24 protein-coding genes and 1 tRNA gene are annotated in these 22,134 nt (G+C 59.4%); 13 read left to right on the plus strand and 12 right to left on the minus strand.

Features of this window, described 5'->3' with window-relative positions:
- Positions 1-4: 4 nt before the first annotated feature.
- From ACRZ95_RS02330 to ACRZ95_RS02340, 3 genes are all read left to right on the plus strand, one after another.
- Positions 5-565, plus strand: coding sequence for a MerR family transcriptional regulator (locus tag ACRZ95_RS02330; protein ID WP_170676274.1), 561 nt, complete (start codon positions 5-7; stop codon positions 563-565).
- A 60-nt stretch (positions 566-625) separates the two neighbouring features.
- Positions 626-702, plus strand: a tRNA-Pro gene (locus ACRZ95_RS02335).
- Positions 703-763: 61 nt separating this feature from the next.
- The gene (locus ACRZ95_RS02340; RefSeq protein WP_170676276.1) at positions 764-1,843 is read left to right on the plus strand and encodes a 2'-deoxycytidine 5'-triphosphate deaminase; all 1,080 of its coding nucleotides are present in this window, start codon (positions 764-766) and stop codon (positions 1,841-1,843) included.
- Here the strand turns inward: ACRZ95_RS02340 and ACRZ95_RS02345 are convergent.
- The 6 genes from ACRZ95_RS02345 to argS form a co-directional block, all read right to left on the minus strand.
- On the minus strand, positions 1,840-2,058 hold the full coding sequence (locus ACRZ95_RS02345) for a hypothetical protein (protein ID WP_170483409.1): 219 nt from the start codon (positions 2,056-2,058) through the stop codon (positions 1,840-1,842). The two genes, ACRZ95_RS02340 and ACRZ95_RS02345, sit on opposite strands and share 4 nt — an antisense overlap.
- 64 nt (positions 2,059-2,122) lie before the next feature.
- Positions 2,123-2,773 carry an SMC-Scp complex subunit ScpB gene (gene scpB, locus ACRZ95_RS02350; protein ID WP_170676278.1) on the minus strand — a complete coding sequence of 217 codons (651 nt, stop codon included), beginning with the start codon at positions 2,771-2,773 and terminating at the stop codon, positions 2,123-2,125.
- A complete protein-coding gene (locus tag ACRZ95_RS02355; protein ID WP_170483405.1) occupies positions 2,766-3,560 on the minus strand; it encodes a segregation and condensation protein A in 795 nt (264 codons plus the stop codon). Before ACRZ95_RS02355 ends, scpB begins: the two co-directional genes overlap by 8 nt.
- Entirely contained in the window at positions 3,550-4,557 is a 1,008-nt protein-coding gene (gene nagZ / locus ACRZ95_RS02360) for a beta-N-acetylhexosaminidase (RefSeq protein ID WP_170676280.1), read from the minus strand. The genes ACRZ95_RS02355 and nagZ overlap by 11 nt, the downstream gene beginning before the upstream one ends.
- Entirely contained in the window at positions 4,554-5,609 is a 1,056-nt protein-coding gene (locus tag ACRZ95_RS02365) for an SPOR domain-containing protein (RefSeq protein ID WP_170676282.1), read from the minus strand. Before ACRZ95_RS02365 ends, nagZ begins: the two co-directional genes overlap by 4 nt.
- 87 nt (positions 5,610-5,696) lie before the next feature.
- Entirely contained in the window at positions 5,697-7,442 is a 1,746-nt protein-coding gene (gene argS, locus ACRZ95_RS02370) for an arginine--tRNA ligase (protein ID WP_170676284.1), read from the minus strand.
- Positions 7,443-7,573: 131 nt separating this feature from the next.
- Between argS and ACRZ95_RS02375 the strand changes: the two genes are divergently transcribed.
- Positions 7,574-8,119, plus strand: a complete 546-nt coding sequence (locus ACRZ95_RS02375; protein ID WP_170676286.1) for a molybdopterin-binding protein — start codon at positions 7,574-7,576, stop codon at positions 8,117-8,119.
- Here ACRZ95_RS02375 and ACRZ95_RS02380 read toward each other — a convergent pair whose 3' ends face one another.
- Positions 8,120-9,262, minus strand: coding sequence for a deoxyguanosinetriphosphate triphosphohydrolase (locus ACRZ95_RS02380; protein ID WP_170676288.1), 1,143 nt, complete (start codon positions 9,260-9,262; stop codon positions 8,120-8,122). It lies immediately after the preceding gene.
- A 76-nt stretch (positions 9,263-9,338) separates the two neighbouring features.
- Between ACRZ95_RS02380 and ACRZ95_RS02385 the strand changes: the two genes are divergently transcribed.
- Together ACRZ95_RS02385 and xth are read left to right on the plus strand one after the other, a co-directional pair.
- A complete protein-coding gene (locus ACRZ95_RS02385) occupies positions 9,339-9,662 on the plus strand; it encodes a HesB/IscA family protein (protein WP_170676290.1) in 324 nt (107 codons plus the stop codon).
- 281 nt (positions 9,663-9,943) lie between these two features.
- Positions 9,944-10,723, plus strand: coding sequence for an exodeoxyribonuclease III (gene xth, locus ACRZ95_RS02390; RefSeq protein WP_170676292.1), 780 nt, complete (start codon positions 9,944-9,946; stop codon positions 10,721-10,723).
- Between the two features lie 2 nt (positions 10,724-10,725).
- Here the strand turns inward: xth and ACRZ95_RS02395 are convergent, their stop codons facing one another.
- Entirely contained in the window at positions 10,726-11,877 is a 1,152-nt protein-coding gene (locus tag ACRZ95_RS02395; RefSeq protein ID WP_170676294.1) for an FAD-dependent monooxygenase, read from the minus strand.
- 71 nt (positions 11,878-11,948) lie between these two features.
- Complete coding sequence (dksA, locus tag ACRZ95_RS02400) at positions 11,949-12,371, minus strand: RNA polymerase-binding protein DksA (protein ID WP_170374347.1); 423 nt, start codon at positions 12,369-12,371, stop codon at positions 11,949-11,951.
- 371 nt (positions 12,372-12,742) lie between these two features.
- On the opposite strand from dksA, the gene ACRZ95_RS02405 reads away from it, so the two are divergent.
- The 5 genes from ACRZ95_RS02405 (at position 12,743) to ACRZ95_RS02425 (ending at position 16,842) form a co-directional block, all read left to right on the plus strand.
- Entirely contained in the window at positions 12,743-13,588 is an 846-nt protein-coding gene (locus tag ACRZ95_RS02405) for an AAA family ATPase (RefSeq protein ID WP_170466382.1), read from the plus strand.
- Positions 13,589-13,665: 77 nt separating this feature from the next.
- Entirely contained in the window at positions 13,666-14,115 is a 450-nt protein-coding gene (locus ACRZ95_RS02410) for an N-acetyltransferase family protein (RefSeq protein WP_480554456.1), read from the plus strand.
- On the plus strand, positions 14,112-15,476 hold the full coding sequence (locus tag ACRZ95_RS02415) for a DUF2927 domain-containing protein (protein WP_170676296.1): 1,365 nt from the start codon (positions 14,112-14,114) through the stop codon (positions 15,474-15,476). The genes ACRZ95_RS02410 and ACRZ95_RS02415 overlap by 4 nt, the downstream gene beginning before the upstream one ends.
- 7 nt (positions 15,477-15,483) lie before the next feature.
- A complete protein-coding gene (locus tag ACRZ95_RS02420; RefSeq protein ID WP_170373958.1) occupies positions 15,484-15,654 on the plus strand; it encodes a hypothetical protein in 171 nt (56 codons plus the stop codon).
- Positions 15,655-15,657: 3 nt separating this feature from the next.
- The gene (locus ACRZ95_RS02425; protein WP_170373959.1) at positions 15,658-16,842 is read left to right on the plus strand and encodes a vWA domain-containing protein; all 1,185 of its coding nucleotides are present in this window, start codon (positions 15,658-15,660) and stop codon (positions 16,840-16,842) included.
- Between the two features lie 32 nt (positions 16,843-16,874).
- Here ACRZ95_RS02425 and ACRZ95_RS02430 read toward each other — a convergent pair whose 3' ends face one another.
- Positions 16,875-17,351, minus strand: a complete 477-nt coding sequence (locus tag ACRZ95_RS02430) for a hypothetical protein (protein WP_170373960.1) — start codon at positions 17,349-17,351, stop codon at positions 16,875-16,877.
- Between the two features lie 189 nt (positions 17,352-17,540).
- On the opposite strand from ACRZ95_RS02430, the gene ACRZ95_RS02435 reads away from it, so the two are divergent.
- Both ACRZ95_RS02435 and ACRZ95_RS02440 read left to right on the plus strand, forming a co-directional pair.
- Entirely contained in the window at positions 17,541-19,547 is a 2,007-nt protein-coding gene (locus ACRZ95_RS02435) for a hypothetical protein (protein WP_480554458.1), read from the plus strand.
- A gap of 85 nt (positions 19,548-19,632) precedes the next feature.
- Positions 19,633-20,319, plus strand: coding sequence for a M48 family metallopeptidase (locus tag ACRZ95_RS02440; RefSeq protein ID WP_170666582.1), 687 nt, complete (start codon positions 19,633-19,635; stop codon positions 20,317-20,319).
- A gap of 70 nt (positions 20,320-20,389) precedes the next feature.
- On the opposite strand, the gene ACRZ95_RS02445 is transcribed toward ACRZ95_RS02440, so the two are convergent.
- Both ACRZ95_RS02445 and ACRZ95_RS02450 read right to left on the minus strand, forming a co-directional pair.
- Positions 20,390-20,932: an RSP_2648 family PIN domain-containing protein gene (locus ACRZ95_RS02445; protein WP_170676300.1), complete on the minus strand. Its 543-nt coding sequence runs from the start codon at positions 20,930-20,932 to the stop codon at positions 20,390-20,392.
- Positions 20,929-22,131, minus strand: coding sequence for an RSP_2647 family RNA methyltransferase (locus tag ACRZ95_RS02450; protein ID WP_170676301.1), 1,203 nt, complete (start codon positions 22,129-22,131; stop codon positions 20,929-20,931). The genes ACRZ95_RS02445 and ACRZ95_RS02450 overlap by 4 nt, the downstream gene beginning before the upstream one ends.
- Between the last annotated feature and the right edge of the window lie 3 nt (positions 22,132-22,134).

Below are 22,134 nucleotides of genomic sequence, written 5' to 3' on the forward strand. Positions count from 1 at the left end.
GGACATGAGCAAATCCCCCGACGCATTTCGCACCATAAGTGAAGTTGCGGATTGGCTCGGAGTACAGGCCCATGTCCTGCGCTTTTGGGAAAGCCGGTTTACCCAGGTCAAACCCGTGAAACGGGCCGGAGGGCGCCGGTACTATCGCCCTAATGACATGCGTCTGCTGGGCGGTATCAAAAAGCTGCTGCACGAGGATGGGATCACCATCAAGGCCGTACAGCGGATTTTGCGCGAACAGGGTGTCGCCCATGTCGCAGCGCTCTCGCCGTCTCTGGATGAGCCTGCAGTCGAGGAAACGGACAGCACCGTTGTTCCCTTTTCCGCCAAACCTGCACCTCAGACCGAACAAATCCCGATGGACCTCGACGCACCGCGAGAGGCTGAGGCACCAGAGGAAAGCGCCGAACCAGCCGATCTGGATGCCGCGCCTTTGGTTGGAGGCATTGCTTCACTGGCATGGAATCGGTCCGAATTCGATGATGAACTACTCAGCCGTATCGCGCCCTTGGCCAAGGATTTGCGCGCATGGTTGAACCGGGTGGAAACACGGGCGGCAGGATAGAAAAAAGGCAATGTTTTCCTCTTGCCCCTGCCGGGAAAACCGTTATGAACACTCCAACGTCGGGCTATGGCGCAGCCTGGTAGCGCGTCCGTCTGGGGGACGGAAGGTCGCAGGTTCGAGTCCTGCTAGCCCGACCAAATCACACCGACGTTTATGGCAGACAGGCCAGATCCCGCTCTGGCATCAGGGGGGATCGAAATGACAGGTGTATGCCCAAACCAGCAGATCGAAGCGATGATCACACGCGGTGAGATCAGTGCCAGCCCGGACGTGATCCCGGCACAGGTGCAACCCGCCAGCCTTGATCTTCGTTTGGGAACAGTGGCTTACCGCGTCCGCGCTTCATTTCTTGCGGGCGAAGGGCGATCGGTCGCCGACCGTTTGGCCGAGTTTGAGATGCACCGGATCGATATCACCGACGGAGCCGTGCTCGAGAAAGGCTGCGTCTATCTCGTGCCGTTGATGGAATCGCTCGCCCTGCCCGTTGAGACCAGCGCGGTGGCGAATGCCAAAAGCTCAACCGGGCGGCTGGACCTGCTGACGCGAACAATCACCGATGGCGGCACCGAGTTCGACCGGGTGCCCGCAGGCTACACCGGCCCGCTTTACGCTGAAATCTGCCCGCGCTCCTTCTCGGTTCTTGTACGGCCCGGCATGCGGCTGAACCAGATTCGCTTCCGTCAGGGTCAGGCCGTTCTGACCGACGCGGAATTGACCGCCCTGCACACCGAATCCCCGCTGGTCGATGGGCCTGCAGTTATTCAGGACGGTCTGGGCTTTTCGGTTGACCTGCAATTGCCTGACACCGATCTGGTTGGCTATCGCGCAAAGCCGCATACCGGCGTGATTGATCTGGACCGGATCGGCGCATACGATCCGCAGGATTATTGGGAAGAGGTGCGCACGAGCGATGGCTGCATCATTCTCGATCCCGGCGCGTTCTATATCCTGGTCAGCCGGGAGGCGGTGCATATCCCACCCATGTACGCGGCAGAAATGGCCCCCTATCTGGCCATGGTCGGTGAGTTCCGTGTTCACTATGCGGGCTTTTTTGACCCCGGCTTTGGCCACGCGGCCGCAGGTGGTGCCGGATCGCGCGGTGTGCTTGAGGTTCGCTGCCACGAAGCCCCGTTCGTGCTAGAACACGGTCAGGTCGTAGGGCGCTTGGTCTATGAGAAGATGTCCGAAATGCCCACACAGCTATATGGCGCGGGCATTGCCTCGAACTATCAAGGACAGGGACTGAAACTGTCCAAACACTTCAAGGCGGCTACCTAAAACCGCATGAACCGCCGCATCTGACGGGTCATCTGCTTGGCCTGTTTGATACTCTGCGACTGGGCCGGCCCCGGTTTCCCTTTTGGTTGGCTACTGTCCGCATCCGACGAACCGCCCATACGGCTGGCCATATCAAATCCCTTGTCGATCCCCTTGTTGACAAGACGGCGCGTGACCTGGCGGACGATCATGTCGATGATCCGATTTGCATTCATTGCTCAACTCCGTTTCCTGCGCCTAGAGATAGGGTATCTATCCGGCGGCAAAAGGGCTGTCTGATCACTCTTCCTCGAAGAGTTCGGTCTGATCTTCGTCAACTTCGTCTTCGCGCCCCTCGCCCAGTGGGATAGCACCCGGCGGCGGGCGGTTTTCCAACAAGCCAGCGGCGCGCAATTCCTTGAGGCCCGGCAGGTCGCGGGCGTTTTCCAGCCCGAAGTGATCCAGAAACTCGGGCGTGACGACAAAGGTTACCGGACGACCGGGCGTCATGCGGCGGCGGCCCAGACGGATCCACTCCATCTCAAGCAGTTGGTCGATTGTCCCACGTGAGACGGAGACACCGCGAATCTCTTCGATCTCGGCCCGCGTGCAAGGCTGGTGATAGGCCACGATGGCAAGTGTTTCGATTGCCGCGCGGCTCAGTTTGCGAGTCTCAACCGTTTCTTTCTGCATCAGAAAGCCAAGGTCAGGGGCGGTCCGGATCGCCCATGCCTCACCCACCTTGACCACGCGTACACCGCGGCCCTCGTAACGTTTCTGAAGCAAATCAACGGCTTGCGCCGCATTGCTACCATGCGGCATCCGCGCCTCAAGATCGGCATTTGTCACCGGCGTGGCGCTGGCAAACAACACCGCCTCGACCATCCGCTCCTGCTCGGCCAGAGGGGGCGCTTCGAACAGGGTGCCGGTTTCTTCGGGGGCGTCAGTCACGGGTCTCGGTCCTCTTGCGCAGATGGATCGGGGCAAAGGTGTCGCTTTGCTTGATCTCCATATGTCCTTCTTTCACCAGCTCCAGCGAGGCCGCAAAGGTTGCCGCCGTAGCCGAGCGTCGCCGCACCGGATCACCGTCCCATCCGTCGGGCAAATAGGTCTCCATATCGGTCCAGGCACCGGCAAACCCGATCAGAGGGCGCATACGCTCCAGCGCCTGCTCCATCGTGAACACCGAGTCGCGGTCCATCACAAAGGGGCGGAATTCATCGCGGGTGCGGATGCGCGCATAGCCCTGCATCAGGTCCAGCAACGTAGCCGAATAGGTGACAGTGCGAATGCGGGTGACGTCTTCGGCCTGCCCACGCTTGAAGAAATCACGCCCCAACTGGTCGCGCGCCATGAGCCGGGCGGCGGCATCGCGCATGGCCTGCAGGCGTTCGAGCTGAAACGCCAGATGCGCGGCGAGTTCCTCTCCCGAAGGCCCCTCATCGTCCGGGTCAGGCGGCAGCAGGAGGCGGGATTTGAGAAAGGCCAGCCAAGCGGCCATCACCAGATAGTCGGCGGCCAGTTCGATCCGCAGCGCGCGCGCCTTTTCGACAAAAGCCAGATATTGCTGCGCCAGTGCCAGAACCGAGATCTTGCGGAGGTCGACTTTTTGCGTCCGCGATAGGGTCAGCAGCACGTCCAACGGGCCTTCGAACCCGTCGACGTCAACGATCAGCGCTTCGGCTGCCAGCCGGTCAGCGACCGAAACCGGATCTTCGCTGAAAAGATTATCGTTCATATACCTGCCCGCCCATTAGGGCAGATAGTTCAGCCTCAGTGGCCTCGATGTCAAGTTCGGCGGGCTTTTTGCGCATGGCCAAGGCCCGATCTGCGCGGACCTGCGCCGCCTCGGTCATCTGGCCCGCGGCCGCAAGCACATCACGACGCTCGGCGAAGCTGCCGTTGCAGTGCAACACGACATCACAGCCCGCCTGCAAGGCCCGTGCCGCACGCTCGGGCACAGACCCGCTTAGCGCCTTCATGGTGATGTCATCAGTCATGACCAGCCCGTCAAAGCCGATTACCTCGCGGATGACCTTCATCATCGGGGCCGAGATCGTGGCCGGAGTCGGATCGATCTGTTCGAATAGCAAATGAGCGGTCATCGCCATTGGCAGGTCGTTCAAAGCCTTGAACGGAGCAAAATCGGTCTGAGTTAACTCGTCGAGAGGCAGGTCGACGCGCGGCAGGTCGAAATGGGTGTCCAGCGTGGCCCGACCGTGACCGGGCATGTGCTTAACGACGGGCAATACTCCACCATCCAGATGGCCTTGCGCAACGGCGCGCCCCAGTTGAGCGATGCTATCTGGATCACTGCCGTAGCAGCGGTTACGGAGAAAGGCATGGGTTTCCGGTCGCGCTACGTCCACCATCGGGGCGCAGTTGCTGTCGATCCCCAGCTCAAACAGCTCATGCGCAATCAGGCGATAGCGCAAGTACATGGCGCGTTCCGCATGCTCTCCGGCCCGTTCAGCATGATCGAGCGGCGGCATCCATTCGCGCGCCAGAGGGGCGCGCAGGCGTTGAACACGGCCGCCCTCTTGATCAATCGTGATAGGGCAATTCCGTCCGACGACCTCGCGAAAATCATCGCACAGGGCGCGGACCTGATCGGCGCTTTCGATGTTGCGGGCAAAAAGGATGAACCCAAACGGGTTCATCTCACGGAACAGGGCCCTTTCGTCATCGGTCAGCCGCAGCGCTTTTGCGTCAGAAATTGCGGCCCCGAACGTCACCTGACGGCCACCGGGATACAGTCGGCGCCCTGCGCCACCAACGCCGCACAGAACTGGCGTGAGTCGCTTAAGTCATCAAAGCCACTCACGCGCAACCGGTAGAAAGTGCGGCCACCGCTTGAGGTTTTCTGGATAACACGCTGTTTTCCATCCATATACTCACCGAACTGACCGTTCAGACGCGCCCATTCGGATTTGGCGACATCGGCACTTTCAAAAGCGCCAAGCTGCGCCAGACGAGTGCCTTTGCTCAGCGTGTCAGGGTCTACATCCAACCCAACGGCGGATTTGACGGCCGCATTGATCGCCGCCTCAGACGTATCGGTGACCACCGCACGGCGAGCCGGGCGGGTCTGCGGGCGCAATGAGCGGCGCACGCCCGGGAGCTCGGCAATGGCCGGGTCCGGCAGGGCTGCGGCGAAATCCGCCGGGTCAATCGCAGGCTCTTCCTCGGGCGTCACCAGAGACGCCAACTGCACTCCATCCTCGGTTTGTTCATCATTGGCACGAGCCGCCTCGCCCGCGAGTTCGGCTACCAGTGCGTCCACTGCGTTCTGCCGCAGCGCCGCGGCCTCTTCGTTCGAGATAGGCTCTTCGACGACATGAACAGCTTTGGTGGGCTTCAATTCACCAGCGGGCAGGTCCTCATCGGTCAGCGAGACTGGACGCGGGGCCAGGATCAGACGATCCGCAGGAGCGGCTGCCGAGCCTTCGGCAGCAACGGCATTCACGGCCAGACCCTGATGATCCGCTGGGCGTCCGCCCGGGTTTTCGGGTTGAATGCGCATCGGACCTTCGGCGGCACGGACAACAGGCACGCCGCTGACATCGCGCATCACCAGCTTGTAGCTCCAGATCCCGATTCCGGCGACCAGCGCCAAAGACGCGACCGCCCCCAGCACATTCATCGCCTTGCCGACGCCAAAACCGCTGCGCGGCGCGGCATGGTCGGCCATTTCGTCTGGGTAATCATACCCATCATCGGCATAGGATTGATTCGGGTAATGCATCTGCCCGGGGCTTTGATGCCCCGAGTAATCGTAACTCGTCATGTCCGCCTCACCGCCCGATTGCGCCTGAAATTAAGGCGCGCGGGTCATTTCTTGTCTGCCTCAGACCGGCGGTTCGGGCGGTATTGGTTACCGCATCTCCTGCGCCGGAGTAACGCCAAGAATACCCAAGCCTGCTGAAATCACAACAGAAACGGCACGGGCCAATGCGATTTTCGACTGGCTTGTGGCAACATCGCCATCCTGGATGAAGCGCAGCTGAGTTTCTTCGTTGCCCTTGTTCCACAGAGCGTGAAAATCCCCTGCCAATTCATACAGATAGAACGCAACGCGGTGCGGTTCGTTGGTGCGGGCTGCGATCTCAACCAAGCGTGGCCATTCGGCCAGTTTCTTGGCCACAGCCAGCTCTGAGGCATGGTCGATCTTGCCCAGATCCGCGCCCACAAGGGTCGCATCGTCGGCAGCAATCTCGGCCTCGGCCGCGCGGCGCAGCACGCTCATGACGCGGGCATGGGCGTATTGTACGTAAAACACGGGGTTCTCGCGGCTCTGCTCCAGCACCTTGTCGAAATCGAAATCCAGAGGCGCGTCGTTCTTGCGGGTCAGCATCACGAAACGGGTCACGTCCGGGCCAACCTGATCGACCACATCGCGCAGGGTGACAAAGTTCCCGGCCCGCTTGGACATCTTGAACGGCTCGCCATTCTTCCACAGCTTCACCAACTGGGTCAGCTTGATGTCCAGCGATACCTTGCCGTCAGATAGCGCGGAAACGGCGGCCTTCATCCGTTTGACATAGCCACCATGATCCGCGCCAAACACGTCGATCAGCGCATCAAAACCACGGCTGACCTTGTCATAGTGATAGGCGATATCCGGGGCGAAATAGGTCCAGGCACCATCCGATTTCTTGACCGGGCGGTCGACGTCATCGCCATGCTCGGTCGATTTGAACAGGGTCTGCTCGCGCGGTTCCCAATCCTCGGGCTTTTTACCTTTGGGCGGCTCCAGCACGCCCTCATAGATCAGGCCCTTGTCGGTCAGCGACTGCAGCGCGGCCTCAATCCGGCCCGTGCCGTAGAGGGATTTCTCCGAGAAGAAAACGTCCATCTCGACGCCCAGCGCCTTCAGGTCCGCGCGGATCAGGTCCATCATCGCGTCGGTGGCGAAGTTGCGCAGATCTTCCAGCCATTCGCTCTCGGGCTTGTCGATCAGACTATCCCCGTATTTCTCTTTCAACGCCTCGCCGATCGGGATCAGGTAGTCACCGGGATAGAGACCCTCGGCAATCTCGGGGCTCAGACCATTGGCTTCGCGGTAGCGTTCGTAGGCCGAACGCGCCAGCACATCCACCTGCGCGCCACCGTCGTTGATGTAGTATTCGCGCGTCACGTCATGACCCGAATAGGCCAGCAAACTCGCCAAAGCATCCCCGAACACCGCGCCCCGCGTGTGGCCCACATGCAGCGGGCCGGTCGGGTTGGCCGAGACATATTCCACGTTGACCTTCTGCCCCTGTCCCATGGTCGAGCGGCCATAATCCGTGCCCATCTCCAACACGCGCGCAAGAACACCCTGCAAGACCGTCGCGGCCAGACGCAGGTTCAGGAACCCCGGCCCCGCAACCTCGGCGCTGGTGATCCGGTCATCGGCGGCCAGCTTGAGTGCCAAAGCGTCCGCAATGTCGCGCGGCTTCATCTTGGCGGGCTTGGCCAGCACCATCGCCGCATTGGTCGCCATATCGCCATGCGCGGCATCGCGCGGCGGCTCGACCGCCACGCTGTCAAAGCTCAACCCCTCGGGCAGCGCGCCTTCGGACTGCATCTGCGCCAACGCGTCCAGTACAAGACCGCGGATCTCGGAAAACAGGTTCATTTCGGATGTCCTTTTGCTTGCCCGGCGGTTTACCACGCAAACCGTCAAGGTCAATGGAAGGCATCGGTTTGGGCTTGGATTGTCCCCGAACAAAGCTAATTTGGGCAGGATTACAAAACCGGAGACGACCCATGCGCCTAGTCCTGCCCCTTGTCCTTGCCCTAGCAACGCCCGTATGGGCCGAGATGCCCTCGCCCAAGGGGCACGTTCTGCTGACATTGGGCGGCGCCGTCTCTGAGACCAACCTGCCAGCGCGCGGTGAAAATGACGGCGGTCTGCTTGGGTATTTGGAGGTCACGCATAACGGAGCCGCCGGTTTCGACACCGCGATGCTGGACGCGCTTGATCAGACCGAAATCACGATCCCCTACGGCCCCGAAGGCAACAAACGCGAGATCACGTTCTCTGGCCCACTTCTGTCAGCGGTGATGACCATGGCCGGGGCCGAAGGGAAAACCGCCAAACCCATGGCGCTAGACGGCTATCAGGCCGAAATTCCCTGGAGCAGTATTGAGGCCCACAACCCCATTGTCGCGACCCATGCGGACGGCAGCCCGATGGGCATCGGTGGCTACGGCCCAACCATGATCGTGTTCCCGCCTACCGACGACGCTGATCTGGCTCAGGAACAAGCCGGTCAGCAGGTCTGGGCGCTGGCCTATATCGGGATCGAATAGTTACTGGCCGGTCAGGCGCTTGTGATCCTGCAGCGCAAACCGATCGGTCATGCCCGCAATGTAGTCTGAAACGATCCGTGCCAGCGCGATCTCATCCTGCGCCGCTTCGATATCGTCATGCCAACGGGTCGGCATCTGCTTGGGATCACTCAGGTAGATCGGGAACAGATCTTCAACCACACGAGCCACTTTTTCCCGAACCTCCATCACACTGGGCGCGCGATACATCCGCGCGAACAGGAAGGCGCGGATTTCCTTGAGTTGCACCCAAAGCCCGTCAGAAAACTGAATGACCGGAGCGCCATGGTGACGGATATCCTCAACCGACTGCGCACCCGATCCGGCAATAAGCTCTCGCGACGTATCAATTACGTCCGAGACCATGACACCAAAAACCCGCCGCAGCGCCTCATGCCGGCGGCGATACGGATCAAGCTCGGGATAGGCCCGATCAACCGCCGCATAACACTCTCCCACAATCGGGAGTAGCTGGATTTCATCGTCAGAGAACAGGTCGGCCCGAAGCCCATCCAACAGATCGTGGTTGTTATAGGCAATATCGTCCGACAAGGCCGCCACCTGCGCCTCGGCGCTGGCGTGGGTGTGCAGTTCCAAATCGAACCCACCATTACATTCGGCCAGAGCCCAAGGCAGCTCTCCGGTCACCGGTCCGTTGTGCTTTGCGATCCCTTCAAGACATTCCCAAGTCAGATTGCAGCCGTCGAACTCGGCATAGTGGCGCTCCAACTTGGTTACGATGCGGATGGCCTGCGCGTTGTGGTCAAAACCACCATAGGGCGCCATCAACGCATGCAGCGCATCCTCCCCCGTGTGCCCAAAAGGCGTGTGACCCAAGTCATGCGCAAGCGCAATGGCCTCCGTCAGCTCCGGATTCAGGTCTAACGCACCCGCAATGGTCCGCGCAACCTGAGCCACCTCGATTGAATGCGTCAGGCGGGTGCGGTAGCTATCGCCCTCATGTTCGACAAAAACCTGCGTCTTGTGCTTAAGCCGCCGGAACGCGCTGGCATGAATGATGCGATCCCGATCTCGCTGAAAGCATGACCGGAAACTGCTTTCCTCCTCAGGCACCAACCGCCCCCGTGCGCGGCCTGGATCCGAGGCAAAACCCGCTCTATCCAAAAGTCTGGTCCTTGTCGCCTGTCGATAGGTTTCATATATTGTACGTTGGTTGGGAAATAAACCTTTGGAGTCCGGCATGAATCTGCCTCCGACAGTCACAGAACGAGCGTTTGAGCGCCTTGCTGAAATCGGTGCCGCCAATCAGGGTCAGGCATTGCGTGTCGCCGTTGAAGGCGGCGGATGTTCCGGTTTTCAATACGAAATCGCGTTGGACGCACCAAAAGAGGACGACCTTGTTCTCGAAGGCAAAGGCCAAAAGGTGATTGTCGACTCGATCTCCCTGCCCTTTCTGGAAAATGCGGTCATTGATTTTACCCAGGAACTGATCGGCGCGCGGTTCGTGATCGAAAACCCCAACGCGACGTCCTCCTGCGGATGCGGCACGTCGTTTTCCATGTAAACCACGTGAGGGCTTTGCCCCCACACCCCCAAGGTATTTTCAGCCAGATGAAGCAGGGATCCACTCTCCGACCTGAACGCCGGAGAGCTTCACCTGGCGCGGTCATCGGCGCCTCCGCCTGTACCGCATCTCATTGCTACAACCAAATTGGTTAAGGATCCGTTTCTTCATCTGGCCAAAAATACCTCGGAGCGCGAGGCAGAGCCTCGCAACCGCACCCACCACCTTGCCGCTGGGATCATTCTGGGCGATAGGTTGCCAACAGCTTCGGAGGATCGCGCATGAAAATCGCCACGTTCAACATCAATGGCATAAAAGCGCGGGCCGAAGCCTTGCCACGTTGGTTGGATGAAGCCCAGCCGGACGTGGTTCTATTGCAGGAAATCAAGTCCGTCGACGAGAACTTCCCCCGAGAAATCTTCGAAGAACGCGGATACAATGTCGAAACACATGGTCAGAAGAGCTTCAACGGAGTCGCAATCCTCTCGAAGCTACCTTTGGAGGATGTAACGCGCGGCTTGCCCGGTGACGAAGAAGATGAACAAGCGCGTTGGATCGAAGCAACGGTTGTTGGAAAGCAGGCGCTGCGGGTTTGTGGCCTTTATCTACCGAACGGAAACCCAACGCCCGGGCCAAAATACGACTACAAACTGGCGTGGATGGAGCGTCTGTACAATCGCGCCCGCGCCCTGTTGACCAGCGAAGAGCCTGCGTTAATGGCGGGCGACTACAACATCATTCCCCAAGCAGAAGACGCAAAACGCCCCGATGCATGGCGCGAGGACGCCTTGTTCCGCCTCGAAAGCCGGGCTGCCTTCCGCAAAATCCTGAACCTTGGCTTCACTGAGGCGTTCCGTGCCCGTGTGCAAGGTGCAGGCCACTATTCCTTCTGGGACTACCAGGCCGGAGCCTGGAACAAGGATGACGGCATTCGCATCGACCATTTTCTACTGACCCCACAGGCCGCAGATCTGATGCGGGACTGTCAGATCGACAAAGAGGTGCGTGGGCACGAAAAACCCTCGGATCACGTGCCGGTCTGGGTCGATCTGGACACCTGAGATCAGACGGTCGGATCGTAGTTGTAGATCCAGTCGTATTTACGCGTCAGTCGCGGACCTATTGCTGCCAGAACCGCTTGCGCGGCCAAACGCATCGGACCGCGCAAATGGAAGTTTCGCGCATTTGTGGAAGCCGCAGCGACCACATGTTGCGCGCGACGCTGGCGCGCGGCTTCGTAGGCTGCAAGAGCCTGCCTCACACCCGATTGGCTGTCGAAAGAGCGTGCCAGAACCCAGGCATCCTCAAGAGCCAGACAGGCCCCTTGCGCCATGAAGGGCAACGTCGGATGGGCGGCATCGCCCAACAGGACCAAGCGTCCGTTCTGCCATCTCTCGGCTACCGGACGCAGGAACAGCGCCCACAGATGCGTTTCTTCGACCTTTGTCAGAATGTCCCGCACAGGCCCTCCAAAATCGGCAAACCGAGCGCGCAGTTCATTGGGATCGCCCTCTACGCGCCAGCCTTCCTGCTGCCAGTCCGAGCGTTCTTCAATTGCGACGACGTTCATCAGGTGCTGATCGCGCAGCGGATAGGTGACCACATGGCGCCCCGGCCCCATAGTCAGTGAGGCTTGCGGTCTCTCGACCCGGTCCTCCCAAGGCACCGTTGCACGCCAGGCGATCTGGTTGGTAAAGGCAGGAGCCTCGGGGCCATTCAGGATCGGGCGAAGGGTGCTGCGACCTCCATCTGCCGCAATGACACATTCTGCCCCCAAGCGCTCACCGTCATCCAGCACAATCTCGGCCTCGGACGGGTGTTTTCGAACCGTCTGCACGCGCGCACCAAGGCGTATGTCGACACCTGCTTCCTCTGATGCCTGTCGCAACAACTCAAGCAAGTCAGCGCGGTGATAGTAGAATGTCGGGCCCGCCGCCGGGGCTGGAATACGACTGATCACCCGGCCCTTGCGATAGTCGCGCAGAAGTGTTCCGCACGAGAATTGCGCGGCTTTAGGCTGATCCCCCGCAACCCCCAAGGCGCGCAAAACGGACATCCCGTTGGCGCTGATTTGAAGGCCTGCTCCGACCTCGGTCAGCGCTCGGGCCTGCTCTAGCACCGTCACCTGCGCCCCGCGCTGACGCAGAGCCAACGCCGCCGCAAGGCCGCCAATGCCGCCGCCAACCACGCAAAACTTCAAACCGTTGATCTTCATGGCCTTGCCTTAACGCAAAAACGCCGGAGCGACAGGCCCCGGCGTTTGAATTATTCACTTTATCAGGACGATCAATCGTCGCGATGGACCTTTTCGCGACGTTCATGCCGTTCCTGGGCCTCGAGCGTCATTGTCGCGATCGGGCGCGCATCCAGACGCTTCAGCGAGATCGGGTCGCCTGTTTTTTCGCAATACCCGTATTCGCCTTCGTCGATCCGGCGCAGCGCCGAGTCGATTTTCGCTACCAGTTTGCGCTGACGATCCCGTGTGCGCAGTTCCAGCGCGCGGTCGGTTTCCTCACTGGCGCGGTCGGCGACGTCCGGAATGTTGCGGGTGTTGTCCTGCAGCCCTTCGATCGTGTCGCGGCTGCCTGCGAGTAGTTCTGTCTTCCAGTCCAGCAGCTTGCGGCGAAAATACTCAAGCTGCAGATCATTCATGAAAGGCTCATCTTCGGCCGGACGGTAGTCCTCCGGCAGAAAAACTTCCTGCTTCATATTTGCTCCCTCGGTATGGCCTGTAACGTCGGTCACGGTTGCTTCACCAGACATTTGGCTCTCCCTTCTGCGCAGCGTTTAGCCGACGGGCACTGGAATGTCACTACACAAACGTAGAACCGACGCCCCGTCGCAAGCCTTCATCTAAATATGAGACTTAAAACAACAAATCCTTGTTTTTCTGTGAAAATCGACAGGCAATTTCAGGGCATTGTTCAACCCTCGAGAAAGACACCTGCCTGCGAATCATGCAAAAGCGGTTGGACTCGCTGGTAAATTTGATTCACCGACGCAGCGGCCCGGCTTGTCAAATTCCCCATCGCTCTGTAACCCGGACACCACAGTTTCGCCGGAAACAGCAAGAGGACCCGATGACCGCACGTTTTCAAGGCACAGCCGAATATGTCGCCACCGATGATCTGACCATCGCCGTGAACGCCGCCGTCACGCTGGAGCGCCCCTTGCTGGTCAAAGGGGAGCCCGGCACTGGCAAGACCGAATTGGCAAAACAGGTCGCCGGCGCGTTGGGTCTGCGCATGATCGAGTGGAATGTGAAATCCACAACGCGCGCGCAGCAGGGCCTTTACGAATACGACGCCGTCAGCCGGTTGCGGGACAGCCAGCTGGGCGAAGAGCGTGTGCATGACGTCTCGAACTACATCCGCAAGGGCAAGCTCTGGCAAGCGTTTGAGGCCGACGAAAAGGTCGTTCTGCTGATTGATGAGATCGACAAGGCGGATATCGAGTTTCCCAATGACCTTCTGCAGGAACTCGACAAAATGGAGTTCCACGTCTACGAGACCGGCGAGACGATCAAGGCAAAGAACCGCCCGATCGTGATCATCACTTCGAACAACGAAAAAGAACTGCCCGACGCCTTCCTTCGCCGCTGCTTCTTTCACTATATCCGCTTCCCGGATGAGGCCACGATGCGCCGCATTGTCGAAGTCCATCATCCTGGTATCAAGGATGCACTGCTGACCACCGCGCTCACGCAGTTCTACGAAATCCGCGACACGCAGGGCCTGAAAAAGAAACCCTCAACCTCCGAGGTTCTGGACTGGTTGAAACTGCTGCTGGCCGAGGATCTGAGCGCCGAAGACCTCAAGCGCGACGGGGCCAATGCGCTGCCCAAACTGCACGGCGCGCTGCTGAAAAATGAACAGGACGTGCATTTGTTTGAGCGATTGGCCTTCATGGCGCGCAGTCGACGTTGAACAGGATGTGAGCGCGGCTTGCTTCTTGGCGGTCCGGGTGTCAGCATCCCAGAAACCAAATAAGCAGGACGCATCACTTGGCCAACGACCTCAAAATCCGCCCACTGACCGCCGCGGACAAGGCCCAATGGGCCGACATGTGGCGTGATTATCTTGCATTCTACGAAACCACCCTGCCCGACGCCATCTACGAGACGACATTCGAACGTCTACTGGGCGATGACCCGCAAGATTTCTCGGGCTTCGTTGCGGAACAGGACGGCAAGCTGGTCGGATTGACGCATTTCCTCTTTCACCGTCACGGCTGGAAGGTGGAGAATGTCTGCTATCTGCAGGACCTGTTCGCCCGCCCCGAGGCGCGCGGAACCGGCGTTGGGCGCGCCTTGATACAGGCGGTCTATGATGAGGCCGATCGTCAGGGTGCTCCGTCAGTCTATTGGCTCACGCAGGAGTTTAATCACACCGCACGCCAGCTCTATGATCGGATTGGCACCCTGACGCCGTTCATAAAGTACAATCGCGCATGAAGCGATTTGCCGCCTTCGTTGCCGTATTGGCGCTGTCAGCCTGTACAACGGTCGAACGGATCGAATTGCCGGATAACGTCAAGGTCGTTGAGCAATCCCTGCCCCCTACCAAGTCGTTCTCGGCGTCGCGGCCAACGCCACCTGCGCGGTCCAATACCAACATTGCTGCCGATTTCTTTGACCTTCATTTTGCGCTGGAAAGCGGCGTTGAGCTGCCGGTTTTCACCCGGTTCGAAACACCCGTCACCGTGCGCCTGACCGGCACTCCGACGGCCAGCATGCAGCGCGACCTTAACAACCTGCTGTCTCGCATTCGGCGCGAGGCCAGGATCGACATCCGGCAAATTCCAGAGGGTCAGGCCAACATCACCATTGAGGCCGTCACCCAGCGCGATATTCAACGCATCCTGCCCAATGCCGCCTGTTTCGTGGTCCCCAATTCATCGAGCCTAGAGGAATACCGCCGCGACCGCCGCAAGCCCAAAAGCAGCTGGACCGAGTTGCAACGGCGCGAGCGTCTGGGCATTTTCATCCCTGCAGATGTCAGCCCGCAGGAAATTCGCGATTGTCTACATGAGGAACTGGCGCAGGCGCTGGGGCCGCTCAACGACCTTTATCATCTGCCCGATTCCGTGTTCAACGATGACAATATCCACACCGTTCTGACCGGGTTCGATATGTTGATCCTGCGGGCAGCCTATTCTCCTGAACTGCGCTCGGGGATGTCCCGTGAACAGGTCGAGGCCGTAATCCCCGGCCTGCTCAGCCGCCTCAACCCGCGCGGCGACCGGCTGCCGGTGCAACCGTTGACCGAAACCCCGCGCGAATGGGTCGACGCGATCAATAAAGCCCTCGGCCCCGGTCCCGGTTCCCCCCGACAGCTGCGCGCAGCAAAACGCGCGGCCGAGATCGGACGGCGGCAGGGCTGGACCGACCACCGCCGTGCTTATCCGCATTACCTTATGGGCCGCATGATCCAGTTTCGCGATCCCGCCGCCGCCTTGCAGAACTATCAGATCGCGCTGCAATTCCTGAACGCCACCCCCGGAACCGAGGTTCACCGCGCGCATGTCACGGCCCAAACAGCCTCTTTTGCGCTGGCGCAGGACAGAGGGCCCGAAATCCTGCCCGATCTGAACTCCGCAATTGACGTGATAACACGAGCCGAGAACGCCTCACTTCTGGCGACGTTGCTGCTATTGAAATCCGAGGCTCTGAAACAAGCCGGACAGGAGCAGCAGGCACGTGCCGTCAGGCTGGACAGTATCGGATGGGCGCGATACGGGTTTGGCTCGGATCTGGTGGCCCGGTCTCTGGCAGAGGGCGACGCGGGAACGTCGAGAAAGAATACAGGCGGATGACAGACGAATGCTCGTAGTAGTGGGAATGGCTGTTTTGGGTGCGATCCTGGGCGTAATGGCCGCGCGCAAGCGCAACGGCAACCGGGCCGACATGGCGCAATACGCCGCCGGTTACGGCATCGCCTTTGCGCTTTTGGGCCTGATCCTGTCTCTGATCCTTGTGCGGTTCTTGGTGTAGCCCATGTTCCTGCCCTTTTTCGAAAACCTCAGAAAAGCAGGCATTCCGGTCTCTCTTCGGGAATATCTGACCTTTCTGGAGGGGATGAAAAAGGGCCTGGCCACCTATGATGTCGAGGCGTTCTACTACCTCGCCCGTGTCTCGATGGTGAAGGATGAGCGCAATATCGACAAGTTCGACCGCGCTTTTGCCGCCAGTTTTGAGGGGCTGGGTGAGATCAGTTTCGATCAGGTACTGGAGGCGGTCGACATCCCCGCGGATTGGCTGGCCAAGATGGCCGAAAAACACCTCTCGGACGAGGAAAAGGCCGAGATCGAAGCCCTTGGCGGCTTTGACAAACTGATGGACACTTTACGCGAACGCCTGAAAGAGCAGCAAGGCCGTCATCAGGGGGGCAACAAGTGGATCGGCACGGCAGGGACCTCTCCGTTCGGGGCCTATGGCTACAACCCCGAAGGCGTGCGGATCGGCCAGAAGGAAAGCCGTCACCAGCGCGCGGTGAAAGTCTGGGACAAGCGCGAATTCAAGAACTTAGACGACACTGTTGAACTAGGAACGCGCAACATCAAGGTCGCCTTGAAGCGTCTGCGCCGCTGGGCCCGCGAGGGCGCGGCAGAGGAGCTGGACCTCGACGGCACCATCCGCGCCACTGCCGAACACGGCTATCTCGACGTCAAAACCCGGCCAGAGCGGCATAACGCGGTCAAGGTCCTGCTTTTTCTCGACGTCGGCGGTTCCATGGACCCGCATATCAAGGTGGTTGAAGAGCTGTTCTCGGCCGCGCGGACCGAGTTCAAGCATTTGGAATACTACTACTTCCACAATTGCCTCTATGAAGGCGTCTGGCGCGACAATCGCCGCCGTTGGGACCAACAGATCCCAACCCACGAGGTGCTGCGCACCTATGGCGGCGACTACAAATGCATCTTCGTGGGCGACGCCTCGATGAGCCCCTACGAGATCGCCTACCCCGGCGGCGCCAACGAGCACTGGAACCAAGAAGCAGGCCAAGTCTGGCTGCAACGCGCGCGCGAGCAGTGGACGTCAAACCTTTGGATCAACCCGGTGCCCGAGAAATACTGGGGCTACACCCACTCCATCGGCATGATCCAAGAGATTTTCGAGGACCGCATGGTGCCAATGACGCTGGCTGGGTTGGAACAGGGCATGCGAGAGTTGACTCGCTAGACGTCACTGCGCGCCGAAGTAGATCAACGCTGCTAAAAACAAGACAAAGTCATAGATTTTGCCCTCGAAATAGCTTCAGAGGAAACAATCGAAGCGATACTCCCCACATTTTTGAGATTCGTGGTATAACCCAGATGGATCGATGCTGGGGGGCTGAGATGACCAAATCTAAACTTCGCAATTACCTGACATCTTTTTTGACCATTTCTGCATTGGTGCTGGCGTCCGGTACCGTTGCGACTTTTGCCTTTGCGCCGGATGCGGCTTACGCAAAAAACGATAAAGGCAACGGCAAAGGCAAGGGGAACGGAAGGGGCAACGGAGGTGGCAAGGGGAATTCCGGTAAGGGAGGAAAAGACGGGGGCAAGAGCGGCGAAAAGGGAAAATCTGGCAAAAGCAACGGCGCAAAAAATGCCGGTAAGGATCATGGAAAAGCCAAATCCAAAACCCTGAGTTCTCGCAACCAATTCGGAAGTAGCAACAAGCAGAAAGCGAAGTCCAAAACCCAACGCTCTGGCAACCTATTTGGAAATGGCAAGAAGCAAAAAGCCAAGCCCACAACTCAACGCTCTCGCAACATATTCGGAACTGGCAACAAGCAGAAAGCGAAGTCCCAAAAACCTTCCAGCAACAAGTCGCGAAGCGGCAAAGTTCAGAAAACAACCCTGGCGAACGTTGGGCGAGAGTTCAAACGCGATGTGGAAGAACTGTTCGGCAAACGCTCACGCGTGAAACCCAAGGCCAGCGGAAAACGCGTAAACAAAGCCTACCGCAAAGCGTCCATTGCTCCGGTCGAATACTCCCCGCGACCAGTTGCTCGCTCGGACTATCGCACCAAGCGATACGACGAACAAAACCCGGAAAAGCGTAGATACCGCGATCCGCTCGTGGCTGCGATTACCGACCCCTATGGCTCGGACAAGTTGCGCAACCTGAACGCATCGAAAGCGGCGGCTCCGGCGTTTCGCAACGCGTCTCCCAACAGCAATGTCGGCAAGATCGCGACCTATCAGGCCGCTGCGGAAGCCTACTATGACCTGCGCGGAGATCTCTATGACGCACGGCGCGAGTTGCGTGACCTGAACGAAAGCTATGACGGCCGTAGCAGCGACGACATTGCCGACGACATTGCCGCGCTTGATCCTTCAGACCCCAATTACGAGGACGACCTGAACGCGCTTGAGGACGAACTGCGTGACGCCGAAACCTATGAAGAGGCACGTGACGACCTGCGCACAGATGTCAGGGACTTGCGCCACGAAACGCGCGACGCCCTGCAAGACGCAGAGACCGCCTTCTTCGACGCGTCCAAAGGCCGGACAGTGACCAAAGGCACTTTGTCTCAGTTCCACAGCTACCTGGATCTGCCGCAGCCGCGGCATCGCTACAAGGATCGAGTAACAATCCAGCCCGTGCCCTACGATCCAGATCGTTACAGATACACCAAAGACGATGCGACTTACAAACAGTGGGATGATCGGCGGGATGTTTATGACACCTATTCGCATCAAAAGAAGGATCGGTATCGCTACTACCGCGATCCGCTTGTGGCTGCGATTACCGCCCCCTATGGCTCGGACAAGTTGCGCAACCTGAACGCATCGAAAGCGGCGGCTCCGGCGTTTCGCAACGCGTCCCCCAACAGCAATGTCGGCAAGATCGCGACCTATCAGGCCGCTGCGGAAACCTACTATGACCTGCGCGGAGATCTCTATGACGCACGGCGCGAGCTGCGTAACCTGAACGAAAGCTATGACGGCCGTAGCAGCGACGACATTGCCGACGACATCGCCGCGCTTGATCCTTCAGACCCCAACTACCAAGACGACCTGAACGCGCTTGAGGATGAACTGCGTGACGCCGAAACCTATGAAGAGGCACGTGACGACCTGCGCGCAGATGTAAGGGACTTGCGCCACGAAACCCGCGACGCCCTGCAAGACGCAGAGACCGCCTTCTTCGACGCGTCCAAAGGCCGGACAGTGACCAAAGGCACTTTGTCTCAGTTCCACGGCTACCTGGATCTGCCGCAGCCGCGGCATCGCTACAAGGATGGAGCAACAATCCAGCCCGTGCCCTACGATCCTGATCGTTACAGATACACCAAAGACGATGCGCCCTATGAAAAGTGGGATGATCGGCGGGATGTATATGACACCTATTCGCATCAAAAGAAGGATCGGTACCGCTACTACCGCGATCCGCTTGTGGCTGCGATTACCGACCCGTATGGCTCGGACAAACTGCGCAATCTGAACGCATCGAAAGCGGCGGCTCCGGCGTTTCGCAACGCGTCTCCCAACAGCAATGTAGGCAAGATCGCGACCTATCAGGTCGCTGCGGAAGCCTACTACGACCTGCGCGGGGATCTGTATGACGCACGGCGCGAGCTGCGGGACCTGAATGAAAGCTATGACGGTCGTAGCAGCGACGACATTGCCGACGACATCGCCGCGCTTGATCCCTCAGACCCCAATTACGAGGACGACCTGAACGCGCTTGAGGATGAACTGCGTGACGCCGAAACCTATGAAGAGGCACGTGACGACCTGCGCGCGGATGTCAGGGACTTGAGAGTGGATGCACTGGTCGCGGAGAAGGAGGCAGAACATGCCTTTTTCGAGGCTTCAAAAGGTGCCACGTTGACGAAACAGTCTCTCTCTGAATTCCATTCGAACTTGCAGCTTCCTCTGCCGGGTAGGTAGGTTCAGCATTCGGGGCATGTTTTGACCTAGGACTTAACTGCAATTGCGGCTTGCCTAGACTGGGTGAGCCGCCCATATCTATGTCATGCTTCGCTTAACTCCGATCCTTCTGGCGATTGCCTATGGCCTTGTGATGTACCGGATTTCCATCTGGCGCACCCATCGTGAGTTGGATCAGAAGTCGACCGAACTGGCTGATCCTGCCCTCAAACGAATGACGGACAGGCTGGCCGCTGCTTTGAATATCGCGCGGGTGCCGGTCTATATCTACGAGATTGACCCGGTGAACGGGTTGGCAGCTCCGGACGGGCGGATATTCATCACGCGCGGGTTTTATCGCAAGTTTCGCAACGGTGAGGTCTCGGCCGAAGAAATGGCCAGCGTGATTGCCCATGAGCTGGGTCATGTGGCCTTGGGGCATGCGAAACGGCGGATGATTGATTTCTCAGGCCAGAACGCGATGCGGACTGCGTTGATCATTGTGTTGAACCGGTTCATTCCTTTCATAGGGGCCATGATTGCGAATGCGCTGACGTCGTTGCTGGCGTCGCGCTTGTCCCGACAGGATGAGTATGAGGCGGACGAGTATGCTGCGGCCTTGCTGACGAAGGCCGGGATTGGGATCGCGCCGCAGAAATCCCTGTTTCATAAGCTGGAAGATCTAACGCAGCAGCGTGCAGGGATGGTTCCTGCGTGGCTGATGAGTCATCCAAAGACGGATGAGCGGATTGCGGCGCTGGAGGCTTTGGAACAGCGTTGGGCGCGTGGTTGAGTGTGCGCAGCGAGAGGCCAGCCTCTCGCGCTCTCCGAGGTATTTCTAGCCAGATGAAGAGGGATTCCGCCTAGGTGTTCAGGGCTTTGCCAAGGCGCGGCAGGCGGGCCTTTTTCATGAGCGCGCGTAGGGTCCATTGATCGCCCGATAGGCGGTTGGCTTCGGAAAGGACCGCGTTGGCCGCGTCCGTCATGCCTGTGGGGTCGGTTTGCCAGAAGCTGTGGAGCAGACTGTCCGGGTCGCGGCGCTCAAGGCCTTCTTCGGCCAGGATGTTTCTGGGGAAGTCCTTGGCGTTGACGGTGACGATGATATCTGCCGAGACCTCAATGGCCGTTGCCAGCACATGGATATCGGCCTTGTCGGGCAGCCAGAGACGTTGTTCGATACCCATTGTTACCTTGCGTTCGGCTTTGGGCCAGTGCGCTTGGGCCAGAGCGATCTCGGCGCGGGCCTGTGCTTCGCCTTCGGGGCCGAGTTTGCGGGCGGCGCGGGCCCATTCTTCGAGGATACGCGCGGACCATATGGGGGTGAAATGGCCCAGTTTTGCCGCGCCCAGCAGCATCTCACGCATCACCGTGGGGTAGATGACGCATGTATCCAGAACCGCCTTCACAGCCGGTAGAATACGGCTTTGAGGTAACCGCTTTCAGCCAATTGCGGCAATTGTGGATGATCGGGTCCGGCAAAGCCCGTGTGGATCAATTGCGCCTGCCGCCCGGCCCGTCCGATCCCGCGAGATGAGGCATCGCGGAAACGGCCCAGATCTGCGGCATGAGAGCAGGAGCAGAGGCCCAGATAGCCGCCGGATTTGACCAGTGGGGCGGCGAGGCGGGCGATGCGTTCATAGGCGCGCAGACCAGCGTCGAGGGCTTGTTTTGAGGGCGCAAAGGCGGGCGGGTCGCAGATGACGACGTCGAACTGTGCGCCCTCTTCGCCCAGTTGCGTCAGCACATCGAAGGCATCGCCTTGGCGGGTTTGGAACCTGTCAGCACATCCGCTTGCTTGGGCCCCTTTGGTGGCTAGGTCCAAAGCGGCGGCAGAGCCATCGACGGATAGTGCCTGTGCCGCCCCTCCAGCCAGCATGGCGAGGCCGAAGCCGCCCACGTGGCTGAACACGTCCAGCACCTGAGCTTCGGGATGCACCAAACGCGCCGCAAAAGCGTGGTTGGGACGTTGATCGTAGAACAGGCCGGTTTTCTGACCGCCGGTCAGGTCGGCCATATAGGTCGCGCCGTTCATGGGAACGGGCAGAGGCGCGTAAGGCGCGGTTCCGCGCAGGGTTTTGTTGACGTCGTCCAACCCCTCCAATCCGCGAGTCCGGCCAGAGGCGTTTTTCAGAACCGTCGTCACGCCAGTCACCTTGAGCAGCGCGTCGGTTAGCGCCTCCAGATGCGCTTCGGCCCAGGCGGCGTTGGGCTGTATCACGCAGGCGTCACCAAAACGGTCGATGATCACACCAGGAAAGCCATCGGCCTCGGCGTGGATCAGACGGTAGTATGGCGCGTCGAACAGGCACTCGCGCATCTCAAGCGCGCGCTGCAGGCGGGATTCGAACCAGTTCGTGTTCAGATCGGCCTCAATATCGCGATCCAGAACGCGACACATGATCTTCGACTCAGGGTTCACCGCGACCAGAGCGATCGGAGCGCGCTTTTCATCCTCAAGCACGGCCAGCGCCCCGGCGGGGATTTTGCGAGTGCGCCGATCAGTGACGATGTCATTGGCATAGACCCATGGGAAACCATGGCGCAGCCCGCGCGCATTGGCTTTGGGTTTCAGGCGGATACGGGGGCGGTCTACGGCTTGGATCATGAC

This window comes from Ruegeria sp. AI3 (genome assembly GCF_056541245.1).

Bases quoted from the DNA above. Each gene is read 5' to 3' on its own strand.
- ACRZ95_RS02365 (WP_170676282.1), bottom strand. From the start codon at position 5,609: ATGACGAGTTACGATTACTCGGGGCATCAAAGCCCCGGGCAGATGCAT.
- ACRZ95_RS02405 (WP_170466382.1), top strand. From the start codon at position 12,743: ATGACCGCACGTTTTCAAGGCACAGCCGAATATGTCGCCACCGATGAT.
- ACRZ95_RS02375 (WP_170676286.1), top strand. From the start codon at position 7,574: ATGCGCCTAGTCCTGCCCCTTGTCCTTGCCCTAGCAACGCCCGTATGG.
- ACRZ95_RS02395 (WP_170676294.1), bottom strand. From the start codon at position 11,877: ATGAAGATCAACGGTTTGAAGTTTTGCGTGGTTGGCGGCGGCATTGGC.
- ACRZ95_RS02450 (WP_170676301.1), bottom strand. From the start codon at position 22,131: ATGATCCAAGCCGTAGACCGCCCCCGTATCCGCCTGAAACCCAAAGCC.
- ACRZ95_RS02425 (WP_170373959.1), top strand. From the start codon at position 15,658: ATGTTCCTGCCCTTTTTCGAAAACCTCAGAAAAGCAGGCATTCCGGTC.
- ACRZ95_RS02420 (WP_170373958.1), top strand. From the start codon at position 15,484: ATGCTCGTAGTAGTGGGAATGGCTGTTTTGGGTGCGATCCTGGGCGTA.
- ACRZ95_RS02355 (WP_170483405.1), bottom strand. From the start codon at position 3,560: ATGAACGATAATCTTTTCAGCGAAGATCCGGTTTCGGTCGCTGACCGG.
- ACRZ95_RS02415 (WP_170676296.1), top strand. From the start codon at position 14,112: ATGAAGCGATTTGCCGCCTTCGTTGCCGTATTGGCGCTGTCAGCCTGT.
- ACRZ95_RS02440 (WP_170666582.1), top strand. From the start codon at position 19,633: ATGCTTCGCTTAACTCCGATCCTTCTGGCGATTGCCTATGGCCTTGTG.
- ACRZ95_RS02340 (WP_170676276.1), top strand. From the start codon at position 764: ATGACAGGTGTATGCCCAAACCAGCAGATCGAAGCGATGATCACACGC.
- argS (WP_170676284.1), bottom strand. From the start codon at position 7,442: ATGAACCTGTTTTCCGAGATCCGCGGTCTTGTACTGGACGCGTTGGCG.
- ACRZ95_RS02385 (WP_170676290.1), top strand. From the start codon at position 9,339: ATGAATCTGCCTCCGACAGTCACAGAACGAGCGTTTGAGCGCCTTGCT.
- ACRZ95_RS02345 (WP_170483409.1), bottom strand. From the start codon at position 2,058: ATGAATGCAAATCGGATCATCGACATGATCGTCCGCCAGGTCACGCGC.
- ACRZ95_RS02330 (WP_170676274.1), top strand. From the start codon at position 5: ATGAGCAAATCCCCCGACGCATTTCGCACCATAAGTGAAGTTGCGGAT.
- xth (WP_170676292.1), top strand. From the start codon at position 9,944: ATGAAAATCGCCACGTTCAACATCAATGGCATAAAAGCGCGGGCCGAA.
- dksA (WP_170374347.1), bottom strand. From the start codon at position 12,371: ATGAAGCAGGAAGTTTTTCTGCCGGAGGACTACCGTCCGGCCGAAGAT.